The organism is Myxococcus xanthus, assembly GCF_006402735.1.
Classification (GTDB): domain Bacteria; phylum Myxococcota; class Myxococcia; order Myxococcales; family Myxococcaceae; genus Myxococcus; species Myxococcus xanthus_A.
This window is the reverse complement of sequence record NZ_CP017174.1, coordinates 6651404-6674251: the sequence shown is the minus strand read 5'-3', so window position 1 is coordinate 6674251 and position 22848 is coordinate 6651404. Positions and strand designations below refer to the sequence as shown.

At 68.0% G+C, this 22848-nt stretch carries 18 protein-coding genes; 9 read left to right on the top strand and 9 right to left on the bottom strand.

Going from position 1 to position 22848, the window contains the following annotated elements:
• The first annotated feature begins 66 nt into the window (after positions 1 to 66).
• From BHS09_RS27205 to BHS09_RS27195, 3 genes are all read left to right on the top strand, one after another.
• Positions 67 to 1221, top strand: a complete 1155-nt coding sequence (locus tag BHS09_RS27205) for a hypothetical protein (protein ID WP_237077470.1) — start codon at positions 67 to 69, stop codon at positions 1219 to 1221.
• Positions 1222 to 1379: 158 nt separating this feature from the next.
• Positions 1380 to 1964 (top strand): DUF4304 domain-containing protein, encoded by a 585-nt coding sequence (locus tag BHS09_RS27200; RefSeq protein WP_161604923.1) that lies wholly within the window; start codon positions 1380 to 1382, stop codon positions 1962 to 1964.
• Between the two features lie 122 nt (positions 1965 to 2086).
• The gene (locus tag BHS09_RS27195; RefSeq protein WP_140799501.1) at positions 2087 to 4405 is read left to right on the top strand and encodes a hypothetical protein; all 2319 of its coding nucleotides are present in this window, start codon (positions 2087 to 2089) and stop codon (positions 4403 to 4405) included.
• A gap of 75 nt (positions 4406 to 4480) precedes the next feature.
• On the opposite strand, the gene BHS09_RS27190 is transcribed toward BHS09_RS27195, so the two are convergent.
• Positions 4481 to 5164: a hypothetical protein gene (locus tag BHS09_RS27190; RefSeq protein WP_140799500.1), complete on the bottom strand. Its 684-nt coding sequence runs from the start codon at positions 5162 to 5164 to the stop codon at positions 4481 to 4483.
• A 518-nt stretch (positions 5165 to 5682) separates the two neighbouring features.
• Entirely contained in the window at positions 5683 to 5811 is a 129-nt protein-coding gene (locus BHS09_RS39965; protein ID WP_257792120.1) for a hypothetical protein, read from the bottom strand.
• On the opposite strand from BHS09_RS39965, the gene BHS09_RS38675 reads away from it, so the two are divergent.
• The gene (locus BHS09_RS38675; protein WP_140876643.1) at positions 5810 to 6058 is read left to right on the top strand and encodes a hypothetical protein; all 249 of its coding nucleotides are present in this window, start codon (positions 5810 to 5812) and stop codon (positions 6056 to 6058) included. The genes BHS09_RS39965 and BHS09_RS38675 overlap by 2 nt on opposite strands.
• Positions 6059 to 6760: 702 nt before the next feature.
• Here the strand turns inward: BHS09_RS38675 and BHS09_RS27180 are convergent.
• Together BHS09_RS27180 and BHS09_RS39590 are read right to left on the bottom strand one after the other, a co-directional pair.
• On the bottom strand, positions 6761 to 7843 hold the full coding sequence (locus tag BHS09_RS27180) for an MSCRAMM family adhesin SdrC (RefSeq protein ID WP_237079849.1): 1083 nt from the start codon (positions 7841 to 7843) through the stop codon (positions 6761 to 6763).
• 255 nt (positions 7844 to 8098) lie between these two features.
• The gene (locus BHS09_RS39590; RefSeq protein WP_237079848.1) at positions 8099 to 8320 is read right to left on the bottom strand and encodes a hypothetical protein; all 222 of its coding nucleotides are present in this window, start codon (positions 8318 to 8320) and stop codon (positions 8099 to 8101) included.
• A gap of 635 nt (positions 8321 to 8955) precedes the next feature.
• Between BHS09_RS39590 and BHS09_RS27170 the strand changes: the two genes are divergently transcribed.
• Entirely contained in the window at positions 8956 to 10437 is a 1482-nt protein-coding gene (locus tag BHS09_RS27170) for a DUF3943 domain-containing protein (RefSeq protein WP_237079847.1), read from the top strand.
• 98 nt (positions 10438 to 10535) lie between these two features.
• On the opposite strand, the gene BHS09_RS27165 is transcribed toward BHS09_RS27170, so the two are convergent.
• The 3 genes from BHS09_RS27165 to BHS09_RS27155 all read right to left on the bottom strand — a co-directional run bounded on the left by BHS09_RS27165 (position 10536) and on the right by BHS09_RS27155 (position 15077).
• On the bottom strand, positions 10536 to 12314 hold the full coding sequence (locus BHS09_RS27165) for an ABC transporter ATP-binding protein (protein WP_140799496.1): 1779 nt from the start codon (positions 12312 to 12314) through the stop codon (positions 10536 to 10538).
• The gene (locus tag BHS09_RS27160) at positions 12314 to 14119 is read right to left on the bottom strand and encodes an ABC transporter ATP-binding protein (RefSeq protein ID WP_140799495.1); all 1806 of its coding nucleotides are present in this window, start codon (positions 14117 to 14119) and stop codon (positions 12314 to 12316) included. The genes BHS09_RS27165 and BHS09_RS27160 overlap by 1 nt, the downstream gene beginning before the upstream one ends.
• A 145-nt stretch (positions 14120 to 14264) precedes the next feature.
• Positions 14265 to 15077, bottom strand: a complete 813-nt coding sequence (locus BHS09_RS27155; RefSeq protein ID WP_140799494.1) for a helix-turn-helix domain-containing protein — start codon at positions 15075 to 15077, stop codon at positions 14265 to 14267.
• Positions 15078 to 15113: 36 nt separating this feature from the next.
• On the opposite strand from BHS09_RS27155, the gene BHS09_RS38670 reads away from it, so the two are divergent.
• On the top strand, positions 15114 to 15254 hold the full coding sequence (locus tag BHS09_RS38670) for a hypothetical protein (RefSeq protein ID WP_161605178.1): 141 nt from the start codon (positions 15114 to 15116) through the stop codon (positions 15252 to 15254).
• 351 nt (positions 15255 to 15605) lie between these two features.
• Here the strand turns inward: BHS09_RS38670 and BHS09_RS27150 are convergent, their stop codons facing one another.
• On the bottom strand, positions 15606 to 15893 hold the full coding sequence (locus BHS09_RS27150) for a hypothetical protein (RefSeq protein ID WP_140794389.1): 288 nt from the start codon (positions 15891 to 15893) through the stop codon (positions 15606 to 15608).
• Positions 15894 to 16024: 131 nt separating this feature from the next.
• Between BHS09_RS27150 and BHS09_RS27145 the strand changes: the two genes are divergently transcribed.
• From BHS09_RS27145 to BHS09_RS27135, 3 genes are all read left to right on the top strand, one after another.
• Positions 16025 to 17260 carry a single stranded DNA-binding domain-containing protein gene (locus BHS09_RS27145; RefSeq protein ID WP_261344751.1) on the top strand — a complete coding sequence of 412 codons (1236 nt, stop codon included), beginning with the start codon at positions 16025 to 16027 and terminating at the stop codon, positions 17258 to 17260.
• 94 nt (positions 17261 to 17354) lie between these two features.
• Positions 17355 to 18956: a sigma 54-interacting transcriptional regulator gene (locus BHS09_RS27140; RefSeq protein WP_237079846.1), complete on the top strand. Its 1602-nt coding sequence runs from the start codon at positions 17355 to 17357 to the stop codon at positions 18954 to 18956.
• 126 nt (positions 18957 to 19082) lie between these two features.
• Positions 19083 to 19511, top strand: a complete 429-nt coding sequence (locus tag BHS09_RS27135; RefSeq protein WP_140799493.1) for a hypothetical protein — start codon at positions 19083 to 19085, stop codon at positions 19509 to 19511.
• Here the strand turns inward: BHS09_RS27135 and BHS09_RS27130 are convergent.
• Positions 19505 to 22825 carry a serine/threonine-protein kinase gene (locus BHS09_RS27130; RefSeq protein ID WP_161605177.1) on the bottom strand — a complete coding sequence of 1107 codons (3321 nt, stop codon included), beginning with the start codon at positions 22823 to 22825 and terminating at the stop codon, positions 19505 to 19507. The genes BHS09_RS27135 and BHS09_RS27130 overlap by 7 nt on opposite strands.
• Between the last annotated feature and the right edge of the window lie 23 nt (positions 22826 to 22848).

The window sequence follows — 22848 nt, the reverse complement described above, 5'->3', positions numbered from 1 at the left end:
CGTGGCGCGCGAAGTCGCTGGGCGCATGCATTGAGGCGATGTCATTCGTGGGGGATAGTCGCGCCGATGCTCATCGGGATTCCTGCACTCGACGCGACGGACTGGTCACGGCTGGTACACGCCTATGGCTGCGCCACTGACACGCCTGAACACCTTCGTGCCCTGCTCACCGAGGACGCGCGGGCCCGCAGCTCGGCCATGCAGCACCTGTGGTCGGCCATCATCCATCAGGGCACCGTCTTCCCCGCGACGGCTCCTGTGGCACTCGTGATTCTCGGGTTGCTCGACGACGCGAGGCTGGATGCGGGCGAGGCGCCCGTTCGCGCGGAGTTGCTCTCGTTCCTGACGCGTGTGGTGGACGCCTTCGAGCGGAGCGGCGCGACGATGGAGGACCTGGAGTCGATGGCCCGGTTCGACCTGGGGCCGCTACTAGCCGCGGACGACGATGATGCCATCTACGAGGACGACGACGCCGCGAACGCGCTCCATGCGCAGTCCGTGCTGGCGTGTGCCCGGGTGGCGCCGTTCCTGACCCGCTCGCTGCTGGCCAACCTGGACCATGCGGATGCCCGGGTGCGCATGCACGCGGCGCTGGCCGCCACCGCGCTCGCCGCGTCGCCGGCGTCGGACGTGCGGCGGGACGAACTGGTGGAGCGGTTGATGGAGATGGCGAAGCGGACGGTGGATGTGGCGGAGCGATGCTCCTTGCTCCTGGCGCTGGGAGAGCTCAACGTGTCCGTTGATGACTTTCTGTCGGATGCGGAACCCTCGGTGCGCCTCTGCGCGGCGATGGCTCCGTCCCTGGCACGGAGCGAGGTCGCGACACGGGAGCTGCGCACCGCGCTGGAGCAGCATGCCGCGCACATCAACGACTGGTTCCCGGTGAAGCCGCCGCAGCTTCCGATGCAGCCGCGCTTCACGGTCGTCCTGCGGCTCCTGGAGCGCGTCCCTGACTTCGACCTCGTGGTGGACGCGGCCGTAGCGGTCGCGCGGACCACCAAGAAGTCCTGGGTGGATTTCGAGTGGGGCCCCCTCCTCGTCCACGCCTTTCCGAGTGGAGATGGGGTGGTGAGGACAGAAGCACAGCGGCGCTTCCTCGCCGCGCTTGTGGACACCGCGCACCTCTGGGACCCGCGCTTCGGCAACGCAGGGGGGCACTTCCGGAAGGCGGGGCTCCCCTATGCGCGCGACGCGTGCGAGAGGCTCGTGAGCACGGCGTGAAGGGGCGGGCTGCCACGCGCCCCTCGGCTCGGAGGACGCGGTTTGCTCACCCGCCCGAACGGAACACGAGGTTCACGCTCGCGGCGTGAGCACGCTCCTGCCGGGCAGACTTCGCCCAGAGCAGGCATTAACCTCGCGGGATGAACGCCATCCAGCGGATGACCACTCTCGCATCCGACGCGATGAAGCTGCTCGCCAAGGCGGGTGGCTTCAAGAAGAAGGAGCTGACCTGGCGTCGCCGCCACGGCGAGACAATCCAGGTCCTCAATGTTCAGCGCTCGCACGGCAACACCGCGCGCGAGGCGCGTTTCTACGTGAACGTGGGCATCGCCTTTGACGCTCTCTTTCATTTGGAGCAGGAGGCCATCCCAGATGCGCCCCGCGAGCACGAGTGCCACTTTCGCGAGCGCCTGGAGCACCTCGCCCCAGAGGCACCTTCGGTGTGGGTGGTGGCCACGAGCACTGATGACGAGGTGCTCAAGGTACGGCTCTCGGAGCATCTCGCACGCGCTGTCGCGTTCCTCGACACGGTGGATGGGCCCGCGAAGCTCTTGCAGCAACAGCGGCTGGATGAGGGAGCGGAGCTCTTCCTTCGTGCGCAGTTGCGCTACGTCATGGATGACGCCAGTGGGGCGCTCGCCGATGTTCGCCAGGGCGTGGCGTACTTCTCCGACCGAGGACTGACGCTGGAGCGGCAGCTACGCATGCTCCATCTGTCGTCGCTCTCGTCCGTTGACTTCTAAAGTGAATCCATGGAGGAGGAGCAGGAGTGGTTACGATGTCAGGGCATGGCCGGGCAGCCGTCATGGCGCGCCAGGTCGCCAGTAGCGCTGTCAAGCGCGCCTCGCTGTCGTGAGACTTCCCATTGAGCCATTCTTCGGACGCCTCCAATCCCACGCCTGCCCTCCGTATCAACCCGGGCTTCGTGCTCGGCCAACTCGCTCGCGCGCTGACATTGTCCGCGGAGAGTCCCGACCTCGAAATCCGCGCACGCAGCACCGCGAAGGTGGCGCATTGGCGGAAGGTGCTCGAGGGCATCTTGACTGGCGCGCTCGACGTCGGCTCTCGCACGCCCGTCGCGGACGCGCCCGCGTGGGCCACCCTGAAGGTGGTGACGGGGGGCTTTGCCACCGGAGAACTCCTCGCTGAGGGCCCCCTCTCACCGCATGAGCAGGCGTGGTTGAAGGAGCTTGGGCCCAGCGCCAGCCACAGCCCGCGAGCGGCACTCAACGCGTACTTCCTCAGTGACGAGGGGCTGACGTTACTCGGGGAGTTGCTGGCCACCGGGGCCTACCGCGTCGACGTCCCCGAGGAAGGTGCCCTCCTGGTCGCCGCATGGCTGCTGCGCCACGGCGCCGCCGAGCAGGCACGCACGATGATCGAGGAGCTGGCGCCCTTCTTCTCCCGGCTGCGGTTCTACCCGGTCCCCCACACGCCCTCCACCGAGGACGGGCTCCACGTCCATCTCCAGTCCGTGGCGGAAACCACGAAGCAACTCCAGCGAGTCCGCCTGCCCCTGGACATCGAGCGGGAACGCGAGTCCGCCGAGGTCTGGACCCCGCTGTACGACGAGCTCGTCCAGTTGTTCCTCGAAACGCGAACCTCCGAAGGGGTCTGCCGGCACTTTCCTGCCACGTGGAGTGAACGCGGCTCGAAGCTGCTCGACACGGTGGCGCGGGCCCGGACAAAACACCTTCTTTGCAAGTGGCCCCACCACTCGAAGAGCCACTTCTCGAAGCTGTGCGACGTGCTCGCCCAGTCGGTGACGGAGCCGGCCGCGTTGACACCGGGGCAACAGCGACGCGTTCAGCATGTCCTCGACGACATCGCCCGAGCGCGCGGGCTGCCCGGCAGCGACCGGTTGCAGGCACTTCGCACGGAGCAGCAACGCGCCGCGGCGCGGCCGACACACCCGGACCTCGCGAGGGTCCTCGTGGCGCGACTTGGCGCTTACTCCAGCGGCGAGGGACTCGACGCACTGGAGCAGGTGACGGCCCCGGTCACCGCGGTGGAGGGAGCTCGACAGGGTGTGGCCGCGGGCGCGGAGTTCCCTCCATCCCTGATACGAAAACTGGTGCGCTGCGCGAACGCCTCGATCGAGGACCTGATCGCACGAAAGGTCGTTACCTCCAGTGAGGTGCTTGCCAGGGTGCTCCCCCAGGTCTCCGCGCACGTAGCGGCACAGGGGGTGAATGACCCCGAGCTCCGGCGGCTGTACGGGCACATCTACGCGGCATTCCGCCGGCGGCGGTCCCTGCTGCTGCTCGACCTTCAATCGCAAGTGAAGCTCCAGGAGCTGCCCTGGGTCCGCGCCATCGACGCCCACCGCACGCCGGACCTGGGCCAGCAGGAGGTGGCGGCCCAGACGCTCGAGCGCATCTCCTCGCTGGCCATCTCGGCGTTCCCCGCCGTGCTCATTCCCAACAAGCTGCTGCAAGAGTTGCGAGCGCTGGCGCAAGCGGCGGGACTGAGTATCCCACTGGTGGAGGAACTGGCGGCGGACATCTTCATGAACGCGTTCTCGCCGAAGTTCGACGAGGCGGCACGACGGGCCGCGGCCTTCGTTCAAGGCAGCCTCTACGCGCGTTATTACGACATCCCCATGGAGCCATCGCTCCGGCCCGACGCCGCGCATCAGGAGTCGTCCCGCCGACAGCGCGTCTCGGATTTCGCTCAACGCTGCCTGGCCCGTGCCCAGGCCGAGGGGCATCAGCCCCGCGGGGTCAGTGGCAACGGGATGGTTATCGAGCAGGCGCAAGTCCTGACCACGCACAACCTCGCCGTCCTGTTCGACGCGCTGGGCCTCACGCGAACGCTGCGCCCGCGGTTGCCCGAACTGGCCCGCCGGTGCTTCGAAAGCGTGTGCCAGTTGCTCCTGCGCAAGGCACCGCACTACCAGCATCGGCTCCGCAACGTGAAGAACGCCGCCTACGCATGGCGGCAGATGGTGTTCTTCCTTTCGCTCCTCTCCCAATCGGAGCAGGAGGACTTCGGGCGTTGGGCTCAGCAGCGCCTGGCCGCGCAACCGCGCCGAATCGCGGAACCGTTCGCACCCGCGCTCACGCGGCTTCTCGCGGTGATCGAGGAGCAAGCTTGGCCCCTGCCTGGCAGGGTGTTCCTTGGCTGGGCCGTTGGCTCACACTGGCTCCTGGGAGCCCCACGACCTGAGCGCGGCTCGGTATAGGCCGCGGCGCCGCGGTGCCTGGGATGGAGGGGGCACGCACCCGCGCGACTGCGCGCGTGCGCACCCCGTCGGGTACTACTGGAGGTCGACCGGAGGCGCCTTCTGCGTCATCTGCTGTGCGTAGTCCGACGCGTGGTCGCGCATGTACCCAATTGGATCCGGGAGCACGCCCAGGCCATTGGTCCGCGAACGCCCGGTGTAGATGAGTTCTCCGCTCTCGTTGATGTAGTGGACGTAGAGGCCGGCCGTGCCGTCAGCGCCGAAGCGCTCGGTCTCCACGCTCCCGACCTGTGTCCCATCGGGGGCCAGGACCTCCTGCATGATGGGGGAGCGGTACATGTGCGCGACCGGGATGATGACGCCCTTGGCGCCGGACTGTTTCACGTACTCGGCCAGCTCCTTCTTCATTCGCGGAGGGACGATGAACTGGTCGGTGGCGATGTTCGGGAACGCGTCGCACCACTCGCTGTCCCCCTTCAACTTCTTCACCTTCACCTCGGAGACGTCCTTGCCATACGCGCTCCAGAGCGCCGGCGCGAGGTAGTCCTCGATGTTGCGGTACACCTTGTCGTTGCCCTCCGCCGGATAGGCGCAGGCGAGCATGGGGGTGAGCGCGTAGGGGCTGTCCAACTGGTTCCATTTCCCGCCGGTGAAGTAGCGCGGGTTGGACGTCGCGAGGCCACCGCAGCCAGACAGCAATGCCATCGCGACAGCGGCGCTCAATGAGATGTGGAAGAAGGATGCACGGCGAGCGGTCATGGAAACTCCTCGAGCAGGTGGATGTGGCTCACGGGAAATTCGTGAGCCACTTGGACGTTCCACCCCGCACCGGGAGTTCCATCGTTTTACGAGGCGTCCACAGACAGGAGCCCAGCACTTTCGACAGGGTGTTAAGCTGTTTCGTTGCCCCTGCTTCCGCATGCGCCTGTCAACGCTTCTCCCGTGTGACGTGGGAAGCGCTGCCGAGCGACGCGGTTCCGGCCTCGCTCGAAGTAGATTTGACGTCGCTCAGGGACGAGGCGTCGCTGGAAAGCCCGCCCGCGTCGGCCCTCCGGCGCGCTGGCGTGGTCCGAGTTACCCCGCACGAAGCGCGTCACCACCGAGTTCTTGCAGATGGCGGCCCCAGCAGGCTGGGCCTGACATCGTTTGGGATTCCACAATGTCAGGCGGTGTAGGGGGTTCCCACGAGTCCACCCACCGAATGTCTGCCCTAGAATGCTACCAACTCGTATGCATTGGGGGTGTGCCGTGGCAATCACGACCCGACAGCCTGTCTTTCATGCAATGCGAAGTCTGCTGGGCATGGGCTCATCCTCCACTGCGAAGAGTGCCGCGCCGAACTCGACGACGGCGACGAAGGCGTCTGCCGTGGCCCCGGATTGGAGGGCGACGTCGGCGAACCTCATGGAGTCCTTCATCCAGTCCGGATACGTGATTGGAGTCACAAAACCCGGCATCGCGAATCTCGAAAAGAAGATCATGAGCGAGATGGAGGCGTTCGTTCGCGACAACCCGAAGCTGTCGGCGGACGAGCTCGTCAAGGCGGCGAAGCAGGTCACGATGCGTCATCTGTCCATGGCGAGGACGGATGGTCAACGGGAGGCGAAGATCAAGTCGCGCCTTCAGGAGCTCCAGCAAGACCGCTGGGGCTGAATACAGCAGCGTGAGTTCTGGGCCAGAAGTTCCGGGTCGAGCGCGAGGGTTCGGTTGAGCAGGTGGTTGTCGAAGGTGGGAATCCACGTGAGCGTCAGCTTCGGCACCACCATGACCGCCGGAGCGGCACTGCCGCCCACCGTCCCAGCCACCCCGGGTAGAGGGCTCGGGTCAGGCAGACCGTGCCCCAAAAGAGCCCCAGCACCGAGGCCATGTGCAGGACGAAGTACAGTGGCTCGATGGGCAGCTCGGAAGGAGCCTCCAGCTCAAGGGTGAAAGGACCTCCGAGCAGAATCAGATGGCGCGCTACGGGAAGACCGCGGTCAATGACACCCGGCGTACCTTCCTCAGACTCATTGGGAGAGGGACTCCGTGACGCGCTTTGAGCATGCCGCTGAGTAGCGCTTCCCTGTGAATATCGCCAAATCTGATATCTGCCCGTGTATTGAATAAATAGACGGGAGAATACCGGCGCGGGTTCGTGTGCCGTGCGGAAATGGCGGTTGGCCAGCGAGCCTTGCGCGAAGGGCAGGCTCCAACTCGGCCTGATGCGGCGCAATGCCGACGTGCCGGCTTCCCTCCATGCGTGGGGGGGGCCGGTGCTCTCGCCGTCGTCTGGCAGCGCAACGCTTCGGTGGGCCCAGGCCCCTGTGTCAGGGGCCTGGGCAGCTCCGACTCACCGTCAGGCGAGCCGGACCGCGGTTACTTCTTGCCCTTGAAGGAGTCGAGCGTGGGGCAGTAGGTGGCGTATCCGTGACCGGTGAGGGCGCCATTCCCGTAGAGGCCGTTCACGTCGAAGGCCACGAAGTGCGACTCGGGAGGGGTGCCGCCCAGGACGCAGGTGGGGCAGAGCGAGGCCGCCACGGGCGTGAAGGTGAGGCTCGTGCTGTGCAGGAAGAACGCCGTCGTGAGCACTCCCTCAAAGTCGACGAGAGTCGCTGTCGGCTCGCCTGGCGCGGAGCCTACCTGCGGCGTCGCGTCCACCGGCACCCTCACCGCGTGGACATTGACAAGCTGCGGTGGGAGCTCCGATTCCGCGGTGGGGCACTCACCCGGCGCGCCGTTGTTGAGTTCGATCCACAGCTCCCACGGATCCTCCGGGTTCTCCGGCTCTTCGTAGCCGAAGTAGGCGCTCGTCAAGAGGCGCTGGTTCCCACCCAGCTGAATCGTGATTGCGGTCTCCTTGCACTCGCCCTCGCAGACGGTGAACGGATCCGGCTCGGTGCCTCCGTCGGGGTCGGTGCCTGCGTCGGGGTCGGTGCCCGCGTCGGGGTCGGTGCCCGCGTCGGGGTCGGTGCCTGCGTCGGGGTCGGTGCCCGCGTCGGGGTCGGTGCCTGCGTCTGGGTCGGTGCCCGCGTCGGGGTCGGTGCCTGCGTCTGGGTCGGTGCCTGCGTCTGGGTCGGTGCCTGCGTCGGGCTCGGTGCCCGCGTCCGGCTCCGTGCCCGCGTCCGGCTCCGTGCCTGCGTCCGGCTCCGTGCCTGCGTCGGGCTCGGTGCCCGCGTCCGGCTCAGTGCCCGCGTCCGGCTCCGTGCCTGCGTCCGGCTCGGTACCCGCGTCGGGCTCCGTGCCCGCGTCCGGCTCGGTACCCGCGTCCGGCTCCGTGCCTGCATCCGGCTCGGGCTCGGTACCCGCGTCCGGCTCAATGCCCGCGTCGGGCTGAACACCCGCGTCCGGCGTCGGAGCGACGTCATCGGAACCACAGCCAGAAAGTGCGGGAGCGACCGCGAGGGAAAGTATCAACAGGGAGCGTATCGAGAGTCGCAGGTTCATTTCGTTGATTTTCACGGGTTCCTCGCGGAGATGCGAGGGGGCCCGGCCTTCTGCGTCACAGCTTCGTTGCATCGAGGCGGACGTGTCCATATGCCGCGAACACTGTTGCAGGCCGTCTCCAGCGCTTCAGCCGCGCTTTCACGATGTTTCCGGGACTGGCCCGGATGCCCAGCGGCATCCAGGCGTTTGAACGGACGAGCACACCGGAACACATGAAAGGCCGCACCGAGCAGTCCCTCAGCGGAAGCGCCACTGACGTGCAGACTCAAATCATCCCATCCCAACCCGCACCACACCGGCGGAACGCGTCGCGGATGGCCTCCACGAAGTCCGAGGGCAGAGGTCCTTCTCCAGCGTCCGGATGTTTCGCCGCAGGTGCTCCAGCCTCCGGGTGCCCACGATGCAGGTGGACACGCCAGGGACGGGTGCGGCGAAGCGCAGGGCCACATCGCTCCAGTCCAGGCCCCGCGAGTCGAGCGCCAGGGGCCGCATCCAGTGCCTGTACTCGCCGAGGTCATGCGCGCTGGGACGCTCCGCGAAACGCCAGGGCGCACTCCCCAACCACGGAGAAGGCACCGGTCTCGACCGCGTACTCCATGGCGGCGTTGTCACCGGAGTCGGCGGCCGCGCGGACCTTTCCCTTGGAAATGCACCACGTCGAGCACGTCGGTGCGTAAGCGCATGAGGGCCTGGTCCACGCCACGGGTGATGCACTCGGGCATCCAGTCCTCCATACCTGGCACGCCGTAGCCGCACTTGGTGGAGAGGACGAACTCGGAGCGGAGCCCCTGCAGGTGCCGTCCGTCCCAGGGAGCGACGCTCCATGGAACCTCCTCGCATGGCCTGATGGAGCCACGCGTCAGCTGGAGTTCACCGCATGTCACAGGAGCGTTGACGCGGCGGCGCGATGCACCACGGCCTCCAGGGAAGGTCGCTGACGGGCGAACCTGCTCGCCTGCTTTCCCTCGAGTCCGGCACCGCCTGCCTGGCTCGACTTCGGTTCATCACGAGTGTTCGGTGCCATCGGAAACAGTTCTTCACTTGCGCTGGATTCGTGGCTCGCTTCGCACCTGCAGCGGTTGGTGCGTGCACTCGCTCCCGGGAGCAATTAGAGCCCGATGCACGCCATGAACCAGTTCCTCGTGCATCGCGTCTCAGGTCTGCTCCTTGTATTCGCGCTCGTCTCAGGAGGCGAGGCAGGCGCGGCGCCCGCGGATGCCCCCCTGGCGTCGGAGGAGTGCGTCGAGGCCGTTCCCGCGGAGCCCCGGCTCCTCGTGCCGGAGCTCGTGCATCCGCCTCGCCGCGCCATCTGGAACGCGCCGGACGGAGGAGGGCGCAATTTCGTCGTGCCCATCGTGGAGATGGGCGCCTTCCACGCCATCTTCTGGGGGACGGCGAAGCTCCTCGGCAAGCCCTACGCGGACATCTCGTTGGAGACCATGCGTCGCAACGTCACCGATGGCTGGGTGTGGGACGAGGATGCGTTCGCGACCAATGCGCTCGGGCACCCCTACCAGGGCTCGCTGGCCTACACCGCGGCGCGCTCGAGCGGCTTCGGTTTCTGGGGCTCGGTCCCGTTCACGGTCGCGTCAAGCGTGTTGTGGGAGCTGTTCATGGAGTCCGAGACTCCATCCACGAACGACCTCATTACAACGTCCATCGGGGGCGTCGTGCTGGGCGAGGTCCTGCATCGCACCGCGCTCGCGATTCTCGACGAAGGCGAACCCACGGTGGCGCGCTCGGTGCTCTCACTGCTCGTCGAACCCGTGGGCGGCATCAACCGATACCTCTTCGGCCGCCGCAAGAACGACTTCCTCCCGGTGCAGGGGAACTTCCTCCAGTTGATGGCTGGCTTCACGAGCAACGTCGACAACTACAACGACATCGATGGAACGCGCTTCGATGTTCCCAACAAGCTGGAGGGGCACCTCGGCGTCGAAATGGTCTACGGCCCCCCGCAGCTCACCACGGGCGACTATGACCAGCCCTTCGACTATTTCACCCTCACCGCGCGCATGGGCTTCTCGCGCGACACGCTGACGGTGGGCTTCTTCAGCCGGGGGCTTCTCTACGGCGACCGCTTCAAGCTCCGCTCGATTTCGGGACTCTGGGGCCTGATGGCGGGCTACGACTTCGCCAATCCGAACACGCTGCGCGTTTCCACGGTCAGCCTCGGCATCGGCGGCGTGGCGCAGGTTCCGCTCACGCCTCAGCTCACCCTGGACGTCACCGCGAACATGGCCGGGGTGCCGTTTGGCCATGGCGGCGGTCTCACCTCGCCGGAGTCCGCCCGTGACTACCACTTCGGGCCCGGGGCGCAGTCGGCCTTCGAGCTGGGCCTGGTGCGGCGGGGTGTCGGGCGCGTCGGCGTGTCCGTGCGCAACTATCTCATCTCAGGCGCCTTCCTCGGAGAGGGCGTGGAGCTCATCACCTATGCCACCGCGCGTGCCGAGCTCCTGCTCGCCGGGCAACACGGCGTGGCGCTCGAAGCCTTCGTTGCCAATCGCGAGGGCGAGTTCGGCAGCGTTTCCGACGCCATCCGTCAACGTGCGACGCAAATCCGACTGCTTTGGACGGTCTCGAAGGGCTCGGGCTTCGGGACGCGCTGAGGACCCGCGGGAGCGAATTCCAGCCCGAGCGCGACTCCCACTGTATCGCGCTGTCCGCCCGGAACGGCTCTGAACCTGGCGTGAAGGTGAGGCTCACGTCAGGTCTGCTCCGCGGTGGCTCGGGAGGGCGTGCTCGCCGCGAGCCGCCAGCCCTTGGCCCGCTCTTGTTCCAGCCAGAGCGCAGCGTAGACGTCGCGCTTCGCGAGCAATTCGTCGTGCGTGCCTGACTCCGCGACGCGCCCCTTGTCGAGCACGATGATGCGGTGCGCCCGCCGCACGGTGCGCAGCCGATGTGCGATCACGACGACGGTCTTCTTCCTGACCAGTTCGTCGATGGCGCGCTGGATTTCAGCCTCCGCCGACGCGTCGACGGAGGCAGTGGCCTCGTCGAGAAGCACGATGGGGGCGTCCTTGAGGATGGCGCGTGCGATGGACAAGCGCTGGCGCTCACCCCCCGAGAGGGTTCCTCCTCCTTCCCCGAGCAGGGTGTCGTAGCCGTTCGGCAAGGCGGTGATGAAGTCGTGGGCGCGCGCTGCCCGCGCTGCACGCTGGACTTCCTCGAGCGAGGCGTCGGGCCGTCCAACGCGCAGGTTTTCGAGGATGGTGCCGGAGAAGAGGACGACGTCCTGGAACACCATCGCGATGTGCTGGTGCAGTTCCTCGAACGGAATGTCCCGGATGTCGACGCCCCCGATGCGGATGGCACCCTGGCGCGGGATGTCCCACAGCCGCGCCACGAGGTGGACCAGCGTCGACTTGCCTGAGCCCGAGGCACCGACGAGCGCGGTCAGCGAGCGCTCGGGGAACGTCACCGAGACACCGTCGAGCACGGTCTCGTCTTCGTACGCGAATGACACGGCGTCGACCTCCACGTCGAACTTCTGGATCGACGCCGCTCTCGCGGACGGTTCCGCGAGCGGCTTCTCCGCGAGCAGCCCATCAACGCGACCGAGCGCGCGCTGAGACGCTCGAAGCATGAGCAGTGCCACTCCGAGATCCGCGACCTGACGCACGACCCCTACCGTCACGACGAGGAAGACGAGCAGCACCCCGGGCTGAATCGAGCCGCGCAACGCCAGAGTGCTTCCTGCATACGCCACCGCGACGAAGCTCATCTCGACGACGAAGCCGAACACGGCGAGCAGCGGGGAGGGCAAGACATCGGCGCGAATGAGGGCGTCGCGCAGGCGCTCCATTGCCTTCACGAAGCGCTGGTAGACCTCGCCGTGCCGGCCGAACGCCCGAAGCACGGCGATGCCCTGCACGTATTCGACGACGCGGGCGTTTACATCCGCCGATGTCTCGAGCACGGCTTCGAACTCACGCACGAAGAGGGGCGTGGTCGCGGCCAGCACGAGGAGCGCCACCGGTAGGGCGGCGAGGATGACGAGCCCCAGGCGCCAATCGAGGAAACAGAGGCCGAGACCAACGAGCATCGGCAGTGCGAAGCTCGCCGTGAAGATGCCGATGGTGTGCGACCACACGTCTTCGACAAGCGCGACATCGGTGGTGAGCACGCCTGCCAGTTCACCGCTCCTTCGCTGCGTGAAGAACCCCATGGGCAGGCGTCGCAGGTGGTCGGCGGTGCGGATGCGCGCTTGCCCCATGAGCGCATGCGCGGCGACGAAGATGTTGGACATCGCTCCGATCGAGAACGCCAGGCGCAGCAACACTGAGAGCGCGATGCCGCCGGTGAGCCACCACGTCAGGTGCATCGATAGCCGGTGCTCGAGCGCTTCGCGAACGAAGAAGAGGACCAGTGCGTAGGGCGCGGCGACCGCGAGTGCCTCGGCAAGGGCGAAGAGAAGGCCGCGCCGGAGACGTGCGTCCTTTCGGCCCGCGAGCCGCTCGCCGAGCATGAAGAGTTCCCTGAGCATCACACCACCTCCGTCTGAATGTCAGGAGTGCCCGGCTCGCCCAGTGACCAGTCGAGCGCTTCGGTGTGACTGCGCCAGAGTTTCTGGTACAAGGCGCAGCGCGCGAGCAATTCGTCGTGTGTCCCCTGGTCATTCACGCGCCCGCCGTCGAGGACGACGATGTGGTCCGCGGTGGCGATGGTCGAAAGCCGGTGCGCGACGACGAGCACCGTCCGCCCCGCGCACAGCTCGGACAGCGCTTCTTGGATGCGCGCCTCATTCTCGGGGTCGGCGAAAGCCGTCGCCTCGTCGAGCAGCAGCACCGGGGCGTCCTTGAGGAGCGCCCGCGCGATGGACAGGCGTTGCTTCTCACCCCCGGAGAGGCGGGCACCGCGCTCGCCGAGCAGCGTGTCGTACTTCCTGGGAAGCGCCTGGATGAAGTCGTACGCACGCGCGGCGCGACATGCGGCATCGACTTGCGCATCGGTGGCATCAGGCCGAGTGAGACGCAGGTTCTCGCGAACAGTGCCGTGGAAGAGGAAGACGTCCTGGAACACCATCGAGAGGTGGGAGAGCAGTTGGTCGAGCGGAAGCGCGCGCACGTCGACGCCGCCGAGTTCAACCGCGCCGTTCGTCGCCTCCCAGAGCCGGGGCACGAGCCTCACGAGCGTCGTCTTGCCAGCGCCCGAAGGTCCGACCAGTGCCGTGACCTTGCCCGCGGGCGCCTCGAAGGAGACGTCGCGGAGGACCTCCGAACCGCCGTCCTCGTAACGGAAGCTGACGCCGCGGAACGCGACGCCATCGTGCGTGGGCCGCGCGGCGCTCGTGGGAGTCTCGAGGTCGGGTGCCGCGAGGATGGCCTGGATGCGCGCGTTGCCCGCCTGGATGCGGTCAACGTTGCCCCACGCGAACATCAGTCGCATCATCGACATGAGGAGCTGTGGCCCGAGGACGAGGAAGAGCACGAGCGACTCGAGCGAAAGCGTGCCGCGCGTGTAGAGCCAACCGCCGATGGGGACGAGGACGACGAGGCTCGAGCCGATGAGCGCGCCGAACGCGCCGTAGCCGCGGCCGTTGGTGCGCATGAACCCCTCCATCCACGAGAGCCCTTCCTCGATGGAGCGCGAGAGGTCGCTGAAGCGCCGCGCGGACAGGCCGAAGGTCTTGATGACGTGGATACCCCGCAGGTATTCGAGCAGCGAGCGGTTCATCCGGCTCTGGAGCTCGTTCCACTGTTGATGGGCCTTGCCGACCTCGCGCATGGCAACCGCCATCGCCACGACGGCGAGCGGCGCCATCACGAGGCTGGCGAGGGCCATGCGCCAGTCAATCCACAGGAGGGCGACGGCTGTCGCGAGTGGGACGGCGAGCGCGGTGACCGCATCCGGGAAGTGATGGGCGACGAACGCCTCGATCTGGTTCACGTCGTCCATCAGCGTCTTCTTCAGCTCTCCCGCGCCACGATGGCTGAAGAACGAAAGCGGAACGGCGCCGAGCTTCTTCGCGAGCCGCACGCGCAGGTCATGGAGGATGCGGAACGCGGCGACGTGCGCCAGCATGTTCGCGGCGGCGACGAGGATGTAACGCAACGCGAGCGCACCCGCGGCGAGGAGGGCGAGCGCGCGAACCGCGTCGAGGTCCGGCGGGGTCGCGTAGATGGAGGTCGCCATGCGTGCGACGACGAAGAACGGCACCAATGCGAGGGCCGCCGCCAACGTCGACGAGAGCGCGGCCCCGGCGACGAGCGGCCCCTGTGGTCCGAGAAGCGCCCCAAGGCCCCTGAGAGGACGTTCCTCGGCCCGCGTGGTGGGGGAGTCGGCGCTCATGCTCGCCTCCCTCTGTGGGGGCCCCTGCGGCTGGGGTGCGACCGTTCCGTCCATGCCGGGCCTGCCGGCACGCGCTGTGGGAGGCGTTCACTCGGTTCCATGACGCCAAGGAAACGCCGGGACAGCCGCCGTGGATTGGATCTTTTTACCCGGAGACCGCCACGTGGTCGGTGCCCTCGACGCGCGTTGCTAGGTACTCGCGGGGGCTTGCGCCGGCGAGCGACCGGAACTCGCGAAGGAAGTGGGCCTGGTCGAAGTAGCCGTGCTCGGCGGCCAACGCGGCGCCACGCAAGGCGCCCTGTTCGACGTCGAGGAGCGCCGCTCGAAACCGTCGAACGCGCCAGTACGTCTTCGGACTCAAGCCGACTTCCTCGCGGAACAGGGCCAACAGGCGCTTGGGGGAGAGCCCCGTGCGGCGATTGACTTCAGCGACCGACGTGAGGTCGGGTTCCTCGAACGCGGCCAGCGCCGCACGAAGCGCGGGCCCTGGTTCGACGGGCCGGCGCAGTCGGTGCAGGAGGTGTTCTTCCAGCAGTCGCATGCGCTCGCGCGGCGAGGATGTCTCCATCAGCCGTTCGCGCAGTGAGTGCGCCGACGCGCCCCATATCGCATCCAGCGAAACGACTTGTTCCGCGAATTCGTTGCAGGGCACGTCGAAGAAGACGCGCGCGCCGCCGGGCTTGAAGTGGATACCGGCGGTCGGGCCAGCCACGGCCGCGATGGTCAGTGGGCTGCCTCGCGCGCCGCTCACGACCGCGCCCCGGATTTCAGCGGCCTCGTCCGTCTGGTCGCTGGAGTAGACGCGCAGTGGGATGGCGCCGAGAGGGACGATAAGGGACTGCGAGCCCGACGGTAGCACACGTTCTCGTGGCGCCTGTGCGACGTAGCCGGCGGACGCCCAGAAGAAGTCCACGAACTTGTCGAGAGGCGCGTGGGGCCGATAGAGCGTGTGCATCATGGCGCGTGCTGTGCTCGAATCATGCGAGTTGTTCGCATGATTCTCAAGGCCCACCGCCGCGCCCGGTGCGGGCAGCGCTCGTCAGGGACCGACGACCGCCTGGGTGCTGCGGTCGAAGTCGATGACTCGCCGGGCCACGTCGTGTACGTGCTCGTCCCCATGGAGACGGCGAAGTAGCCAGGGTCGTGGTCCGAATCACCCACATGTCGATGGTGTGACCGACGCTGGAGTCGCTTGGGTTGTAGGAGTCCAGCAATGCTCCATGTGCAACCTCCCGGTATGCCGGTCACGCCTGAATTGGCGCCGCCATTGCTGTCAGAATTCGCTCCAGGAAGTGGATGCCCTTCCGTTATGGGGGGGGCTTGGATTTCAGGCGGTGTTTTGGTTTGCGTTTCCGTCAATCCAGTGACATGGCATGCCTGCGCCGTTCATGTCTGGACAGGGGGTCATGGCGATTCCGCGTGCCCGCCGTGCTTCATTTGTACCGTGCTCTCTGCTGTAGCGGATTTCCGTGACAGGGATTTCCGCCTACGGTTCCGTGCCGGTATCCCCCGTGTCGACGCACATCCAGGGGCATTCCGCGAGACAGGCCGCGAAGGCCTGCTGGTGCGTATGGATTCCGACGGCGCAGGTCGCAGGCCAGGCGTAGGGATACTGGTGGCCGCGATAGCCACACTCGAAATAAGCATACACACAGGATTGATCGAGGCCTTCGGCTGCCACGTCCGTGCCCGGTGCGTCCTGCGTCTGGCCACCACAGCCCACCATCGACACGAGACCGACCACGAAGCCCACTGCGATGCGTCCCATCTTCATTTGTGCCTCCTTGGAGAAGGGACAGAATGACTGAATCGGTGGCTTCCAGTCTATTCTGGAGTAGCGCAGGTGGCCGCTCCAGTAGGGTGGCGCGGTGGGATGGAACCGTCGTTTCAGCGATGAGGACTTGAATGATGTATGCATTCCGGCTGAAGCCATGCACCCTTCTGGTTGTCTCCCTCGGGCTGGCGTGTGCTGGGCAGTCCAGTCAGGACGTTCCCGACGACGCGCTTCCTGGCACCGCTGATTCGGGCGTACGGTCCCCGGACGGCGGCGACACGGAGCCAGATGCGGGGGCGGAGGACGCGGGAGTCCCGGATGCCGGCAGCTCGGACGCGGGGGAGCCCGGCACGGTGCCCCCCGTCACGAGCGCCCGGGTTTTCTTCTCCGGACACAGCCTGCTCGACAACCCCATGCCCGACCACTTCGACGGCATCGCCACGAGCCTGGGCAAGGACTTCAACTGGAACCAGCAGAACGTGATTGGCTCACCCCTCCGGGTGCGGACCTGGGGCAATGGCGGATGGGCAGGGTACCGCCAGGGCAAGAATCGCGTGGGCTCCAACATGAACGTGGTCCAGGAGCTGTTGTCTCCCCAGACGCTGGGCCCAGGGGAGCGATACGACACCCTCCTCATCACCGAGCGGCATGACCTCCTGGGCACCATCGAGTGGGAGAACACCGTCGGTTACTTGCGGCACTTCCATGACCGGTTGATTGCCGGGAATCCGCAAGCCGTGACGTATTTCTATCACACGTGGTTGGATATCGATAAAGCCAACCCGGCCCGGTGGATTGCCTACGAGAAGAACGCTCGGGTTGCCTGGGAGTGTGTGTCCTCCAAGGTCAACCTCACGTTGCAGTCGGATGGGCGTGCGGACCGCGTGGTGGCGCTCCCGGGGAGCGCGGCGCTGGTCGACCTGGTGGAGCGCGTCATCGCGAACGAGGTGCCGGGCATCACCGGTACGACGTCGCAGAAGCTCAACGTGCTCTTCAGCGACAACGTCCACTTGACGAGCCTGGGGGCGTACTACATGGCCGCGGTCCACCATGCGTCCGTGTTCCGGGAGTCGCCCGAGGGCGCCACGGGGCCTGCTGGCGCGAACGCGGCGACCGTCCAGGCCCTCCAGCGCATCGCTTGGAACTTCGTGAGCGCCTATTACGCGCCGCCTGACGCGGGTGAGCGGACGATGGCGGTCTGCCGCACGCGAATTCCTCGGGACGTCTGTCCTGGCTTCTGGGAGCTGTTGGGGCGCTCGGAGAACGTCGCGGGTTGCCAGCGTTACTTCGGTAACGCGGCCCCGGGATCAGGTGGAAACCCCTTCGTCTGGCCCGACCCGAACTGGCAGCCGCTGCCTCCTCCGTAGTCATGGGCTTCCAGGCGCAGAGGGCGGGTTCCACGCGTGGAGCCCGGCAGTCGACGCGTGGAAGCGTCGCCGGAAGTCTGCTTTGCTTTGGAGCGTGCCTTCCCAGCCCCGTCCCCCGACGTGGGACCACTCCACGGCCGATGCCTCCCGACGCCCGCTCACCACGGAGGGCTCCCGGCTCGTCCCCACGCTGACCGTCGTCTCTCACCCGCAGATGCGCCGTGTCGGTGAGCGGCTGTTCCTGGAGGCGCTGCTGGCGGGCCGCCCGGTGCGCCTGTCCCGCAACGAGCCGGAGTTCATTCGGCCCGGGAGCGCGCTTGGCCTGCACCTGGCCGACCCCTACCTGAGCCGCAAGCCGCTCACCTTTGCTCCGGGCGCGGATGGTGGCATCCGCCTGGAGCCGAGCGATGGAAGCCGCGTGGTCATTGGCGGCGAGGTGCTGCGCGAGCCGTGGGAGTTGCCGGCGGCGGAGGTGGCCGCGGGGGTGCCGCTGGAACTGGCCGGGCGCGTGCTGCTGGTGCTGCACCTGACGGACCCCACGGCGCGGGAGGACGCGGACGCGCTAGGCATGGTGGGCAGCAGCATGGGGCTCCAGCGCGTGCGCCAGCACATCACCCAGGTGGCGGACCTTGGCGTGCCGGTGCTCGTTCGCGGCGAGACGGGCTCTGGCAAGGAGCTGATTGCCCGGGCCATCCATCAGCACGGTACGCGCAGGGACAAGCCTTTCGTCAGCGTGAATCTGGGCGCCATCCCTCGCGAGCTGGCGGCCGCGGAGCTGTTTGGCACACGCAAGGGGGCTTTCACCGGCGCGGTGAGAGACCAGCCCGGCTTCTTCCAGGCCGCCCATGAGGGGACGCTGTTCCTGGATGAGATGGGCGAGGCGCCTCCCGAGGTCCAGGTGATGCTGCTTCGCGTGCTGGAGACGGGGCAGCTCTACGCGGTGGGCGACCGCACGCCCATCACCGTGGACGTGCGGCTGGTCGCCGCGACGGATGCGCACTTGGAGGAACAGATTCAGGTGGGGCGCTTCAAGGCGCCGCTGCTGCACCGGCTGGCGGGCTACTCCATCCGCGTGCCGCCGCTGCGGGAGCGGCGCGAGGACATCGGGTTGCTGTTCCGCCACTTCGCTCGCGCGGAATTGGAGGCGCTAGGGGAGGCGTGGCGCTTGGAGCCCCCGGAGCCTCACGTGGAGCCCTGGCTTCCGCCGGCGCTGGCCGCGCGACTGATGGGCCACCCGTGGCCAGGGAACATCCGAGAGCTGCGCAACGTGGTGCGGCAGCTTGTTATCGGCAACCGTGGCCAGCCGTGCCTGCGGCTCGACGCAGAGCTCGAACAGGAGCTGGCCCTGGCGAAGGTGGCGCCTCCGGGACGGCCCGCCAGCGCTTCGGCTCCCGTGGATGCCCGGGCCGCTTCCCGTCGCAAGCCTTCCGAGATTCCCGAGGAGGAGCTGCTGGCCGCCCTCCGCGACAAGGATTGGGACTTCCAGGCCGCGGCCGACCAGCTCCGCATCCACCGGTCCTCCATCTACGACTTGATAGAGAAAAGCCCGACCTTGCGAACCGCTGGCGCGTTGAGTGCCGAGGAAATCGCTCGCTGCTTCCATGACTGCGAGGGGGACCTCGATGCGATGACCCGGCGCCTCCAGGTGTCGAAGCGGGCGTTGGGGCGTCGCGTGAAGGAGCTTGGGCTCGCCTAGGGAGTCTCCTCGGGCTGGAATGCTGTTGACAGCGCGGGGTGCTGAGTTTCAGGTAAATCCGGCATTCGTGCCTGAGTCCGACCTGGGAGCCCTGTGATGAATCCAAGAGAGATGGTGCGCAGTCGAATGAGGCACGTCCTGGTGCCGGGCCTGATGCTCGGGCTTCCGTTCGTCGGGGTCATGGTCGGCGACACCTCCGTGGCCGCGCAGGAGGCGCTGCCAGAGTCCTATTCATGCAAGTGTTTTCATCGCGAAGTGAAGGTCCAATTCGATGCAAACGGACTCCACTTCGCTCCGGACCACTGCCTTTCAAAGGGAGGCACTGTCCGGTTCATCAATGCCTGCCAGACGGAGGTGGTCATCAAGGTGGATGGACCCGAGCTGGAACCTCCCATGTCGCTGCTTCCCGAGAAGGAGGGGGATATGCCCCTCCTGGTCGTGGGCAGGTACACCGTGACCGCCGTAAATGGGTGCCCCGAACTGCCGGATGACTCGCGGACCGGGACGCTGGAGGTGGGAACAGACCCTGGCCCGGGCGGCAAGGCATGTCAGTGAGCTGAGGGGCCGCTCGAGGTTTCGACGGCCCCATTCGCCGTCCCGCTCGCGTCACGCAGGCTGGCGCGCAGGCGCAGCGCGTCCTCCCAACGAGGGCGCGCGGCCAGTGCCTCGTCCGCCAGCGCGAGGCCCCGCTCCAGGGCGGGGCGGGGCTCCAGTCCCGCCGACCTCCGCCACGCGGCCCATTCGCGGCAGAAGTGGCCGAAGGCGACGCGATAGTCCAGGCGCTGGGGCTCCGATTCGAGCGCCTTCTCGAAGGAGTGTGCGGCCTCCCCGAAGTCCTCGGCGCGGGCGCGCTGCTGGCGCGCGAGCCAGCGGGCCCGCAGCCCACGCGCTTCGCCCTGGACGAGCCACGCCAGGGGCTCCCGGGGGCCGCGCTCGAAGGCCTGGCGTAGGGCCGCTTCGGCCTTGTCGAGGCTCGCGCGTGGGTCGCCCGCGTTCTCCAGCGCATAGGCGGCTCTCCGGACATGGACACGGGCCAGGCTGGCCGGGTAGTGCGCGCCGCCTGGAATCAGCGCGCTGGCCTGCTGGTAGGCCGCCTCGGCCGCCTGGAGGTCGGGGCGTGGGTCCTTGCCGGAGCGCGCGAGGTACGTGGCGCGCTCGGCGTGCGCCTCACCGACGTTGTGGTGGCCGAAGCCCTGCTGGGGCGCTACTTCGATGGCCTGACGCGCGGCCCGTACGGCCTGCTCCAGGAGGGGCAGGGGCGCGCCGCCGGAGTCCCACGCCGCTCGCGCCTGCTCCAGGAGGACCGCGCTGCGGCCGTTGTGGAACTGGGCGATGCGGGCGTTGATGCGCAGGCCGCCGTCGAAGAACTCCAGCGCGGTGGCGAGGTCCGGCCCTTCGTCTCCTCCTTGATTCCGGCGCCGCTGGGCGAGCTGCAGGTTCAGCGTGCCGCCCAGGAAGTAGGGCACGTAGTTGCGCGGGTTGAGCTTGCGCGAGGTATCCAGCGCGGCGCGGGCCTGCTCCAGGTCCGCCAGGGGCGCTTCGGCGCGCGGCAGCGTGGCACGCGTGAGGTAGGCGATGCCCAGGTTGATCCACGCGTCGGGAATCCGCTCGTCGAGCCGGATGGCCTCACGATAGGACGCGATGGCCTCCGCGCGGTGGGCGCGCGAGTCCTCGCCCTTCTCGTCGTCGTAGTCCGCCTGGATCTTGAAGACGATGCCTCGGGTGGCGTGGAACTCGTAGTCCCGGTCCTTCTCGGGAATGCGCTCCAGCAACTCCACTGCCTGGCGGAGTGGGGTGCTGGGGTCCAGGCTCCGGGCCTGGAGGGAGCGGGCGCGGCGCCAGAGACTCTGGACCTGCTCCATGCGCGCGCGGGGAGGCTCGGGCACCTGTTGCATCGCGGCGCGCGCGGCCGTGAGGGCCTTGTCGAGCGGCTCCTCCACGTCACCGCCCCGGCTCATGCGGAACTCCGCCAGCCGGTTGTGGAAGCGCGCCTCCAGGACGCGCGCCAGCCCGAAGTCCGGGTCCGCCTGGAGCGCGCGGGAGACAGCCTCCAGCCCGCGGGTGAAGGGCGGGAGGACTTCCCCCTGGCTGTAGAGCTCCATCACCATCGCGGTGTACTCGAGCCTCGCCAGCGAGCGGTGGACCTCGGGCACGCTCTCGCCGGTGGCGGCGGCTGCGGCGTAGGCGCGGCGGCCGGCCTCGAAGTCGGCCAGTGCGCCCTCCCGGTCACCCTGGTTCCATCGCCGGGTGGCGCGGGCCTGGAGGATGTCGCCCCGGAGCAGCGGGGCCTCGTGGAACCAGGGGAGGCGGTCCTTCATCGCGTCGAGCTGGGTGAGGGACTCGTCCAGCCGGTCCTCGTAGAAGGCCAGCAGCGCGGCGACATACTCGGGGGAGGGCACGTCGGCGCCGTGACTCTGGCGCAGCCACTCCAGCGCGGGCGCGCGGTATTGCCGCTGGATGTCCTGCTTGCGCGACTCGCGTTGCTCCGGGACGCGCAAGCGCTCCGCCTCCAGGAGCTGTTCCTGGTACAGGTGCCCCATCACCAGGGCCAGGGCCCAGGCGACGCGGGGCTCGCGGACACCCTGGTTCCAGGCGGCCTCCAGGTGCTCGCGGGCCTGGGCCACGTCGCCGAGCGCCAGCGCGCCGCGCCCCAGGGCGTAGTGGCCGGGACCCACGGCCAGCGCGCCGGCCTCGTGAATCTCGGCCTCCAGCGCGCGCATGTGGCCGCGGAGGGCCTCGCGGTCGGCGCGGATGTCGTGGAGCTGCGAGAGCCCGGAGTAGCGGGCCAGGGCCTCGATGCGCTCGACGCGCTCGGTGAACCGGCGCGAGAGGTGCTCGCGCTGGAGGGCCTCCTGGCGGGTGAGGGCGACCTGGACGGCGGCGAGCGCCACGGTGAGCAGCGCCGCCGAGGCCACGCCCACCACGATGCGGTGCTTACGCAGCGTCTTGCGCAGCCGGTAGCCCGGGCCGGTGGGGCGTGCGCGCACGGATTCGCCCGCGAGGAACCGGTCCAGGTCCTCGACCAGGGCTCGCGCGGAGTCGTAGCGGGAGGCGCGGTCCTTCTCCAGGCACTTGAGGACGATGGCCTCCAGGTCCACGGGCAGGGCAGGGTTGAGCGCGCGCGGCGGGCGGGGCTCGACGGTGGCGATGTTGCTGAGCACCTCCAGTCCGTTGTCGCCCGGAATGGGCGGTTGCCCCGTGAGCACCGTGTAGAGCGTGGCGCCCAGGCTGTAGACATCCGCGCGCCGGTCCAGCCGGGACACCTCGCCGCGGGCCTGCTCCGGGGCCATGTAGTGCGGCGTGCCGAGCACCGCGCCGGTGGCCGTGAGGCCCTGCTCCTTCCAGTCGCGCGCCAGCCCGAAGTCCATGACGTAGGGCTTGAGGCGGCCGTCCTCGGTGCGCTCGACGAGGATGTTGCCGGGCTTGAGGTCGCGGTGGATGAGGCCGGCCCGATGCGCGGCGTGGACGCCCTCGGCGGCATCCCGCAGCAGCAGGGCCACCTGCTCCACGGTGAGCGTGTCCGCGAGCTGATTCAGCGGCAGGCCGTCCACGTACTGCATGGCGATGAATGCGTGTCCCTGGACCTCTCCCACCTCGTACACCTGGCAGACGCGCTCATGTTCGACGCGGGCCTGGGCACGGGCCTCGGACAGGATGCGCCGGGTGAGCCCGGAGTCTTGGCCCCGGACGAGCTTGAGCGCGGCATGGCGGCGCAGCCGTGGGTCATACGCGAGGAAGACCTGCCCCATGCCGCCCTGACCGAGGAAACGCATCCCCTGGTAGCGCTCCCATCCGGGCACGGGGAAGACGGGCGTCTCCTGGGCGGCGGGGCGTGGTGCGGGAGGCCCGTCCAGGGTGGACGCGCCCACGGTTCCAGTGCTCGCGGCTTCGC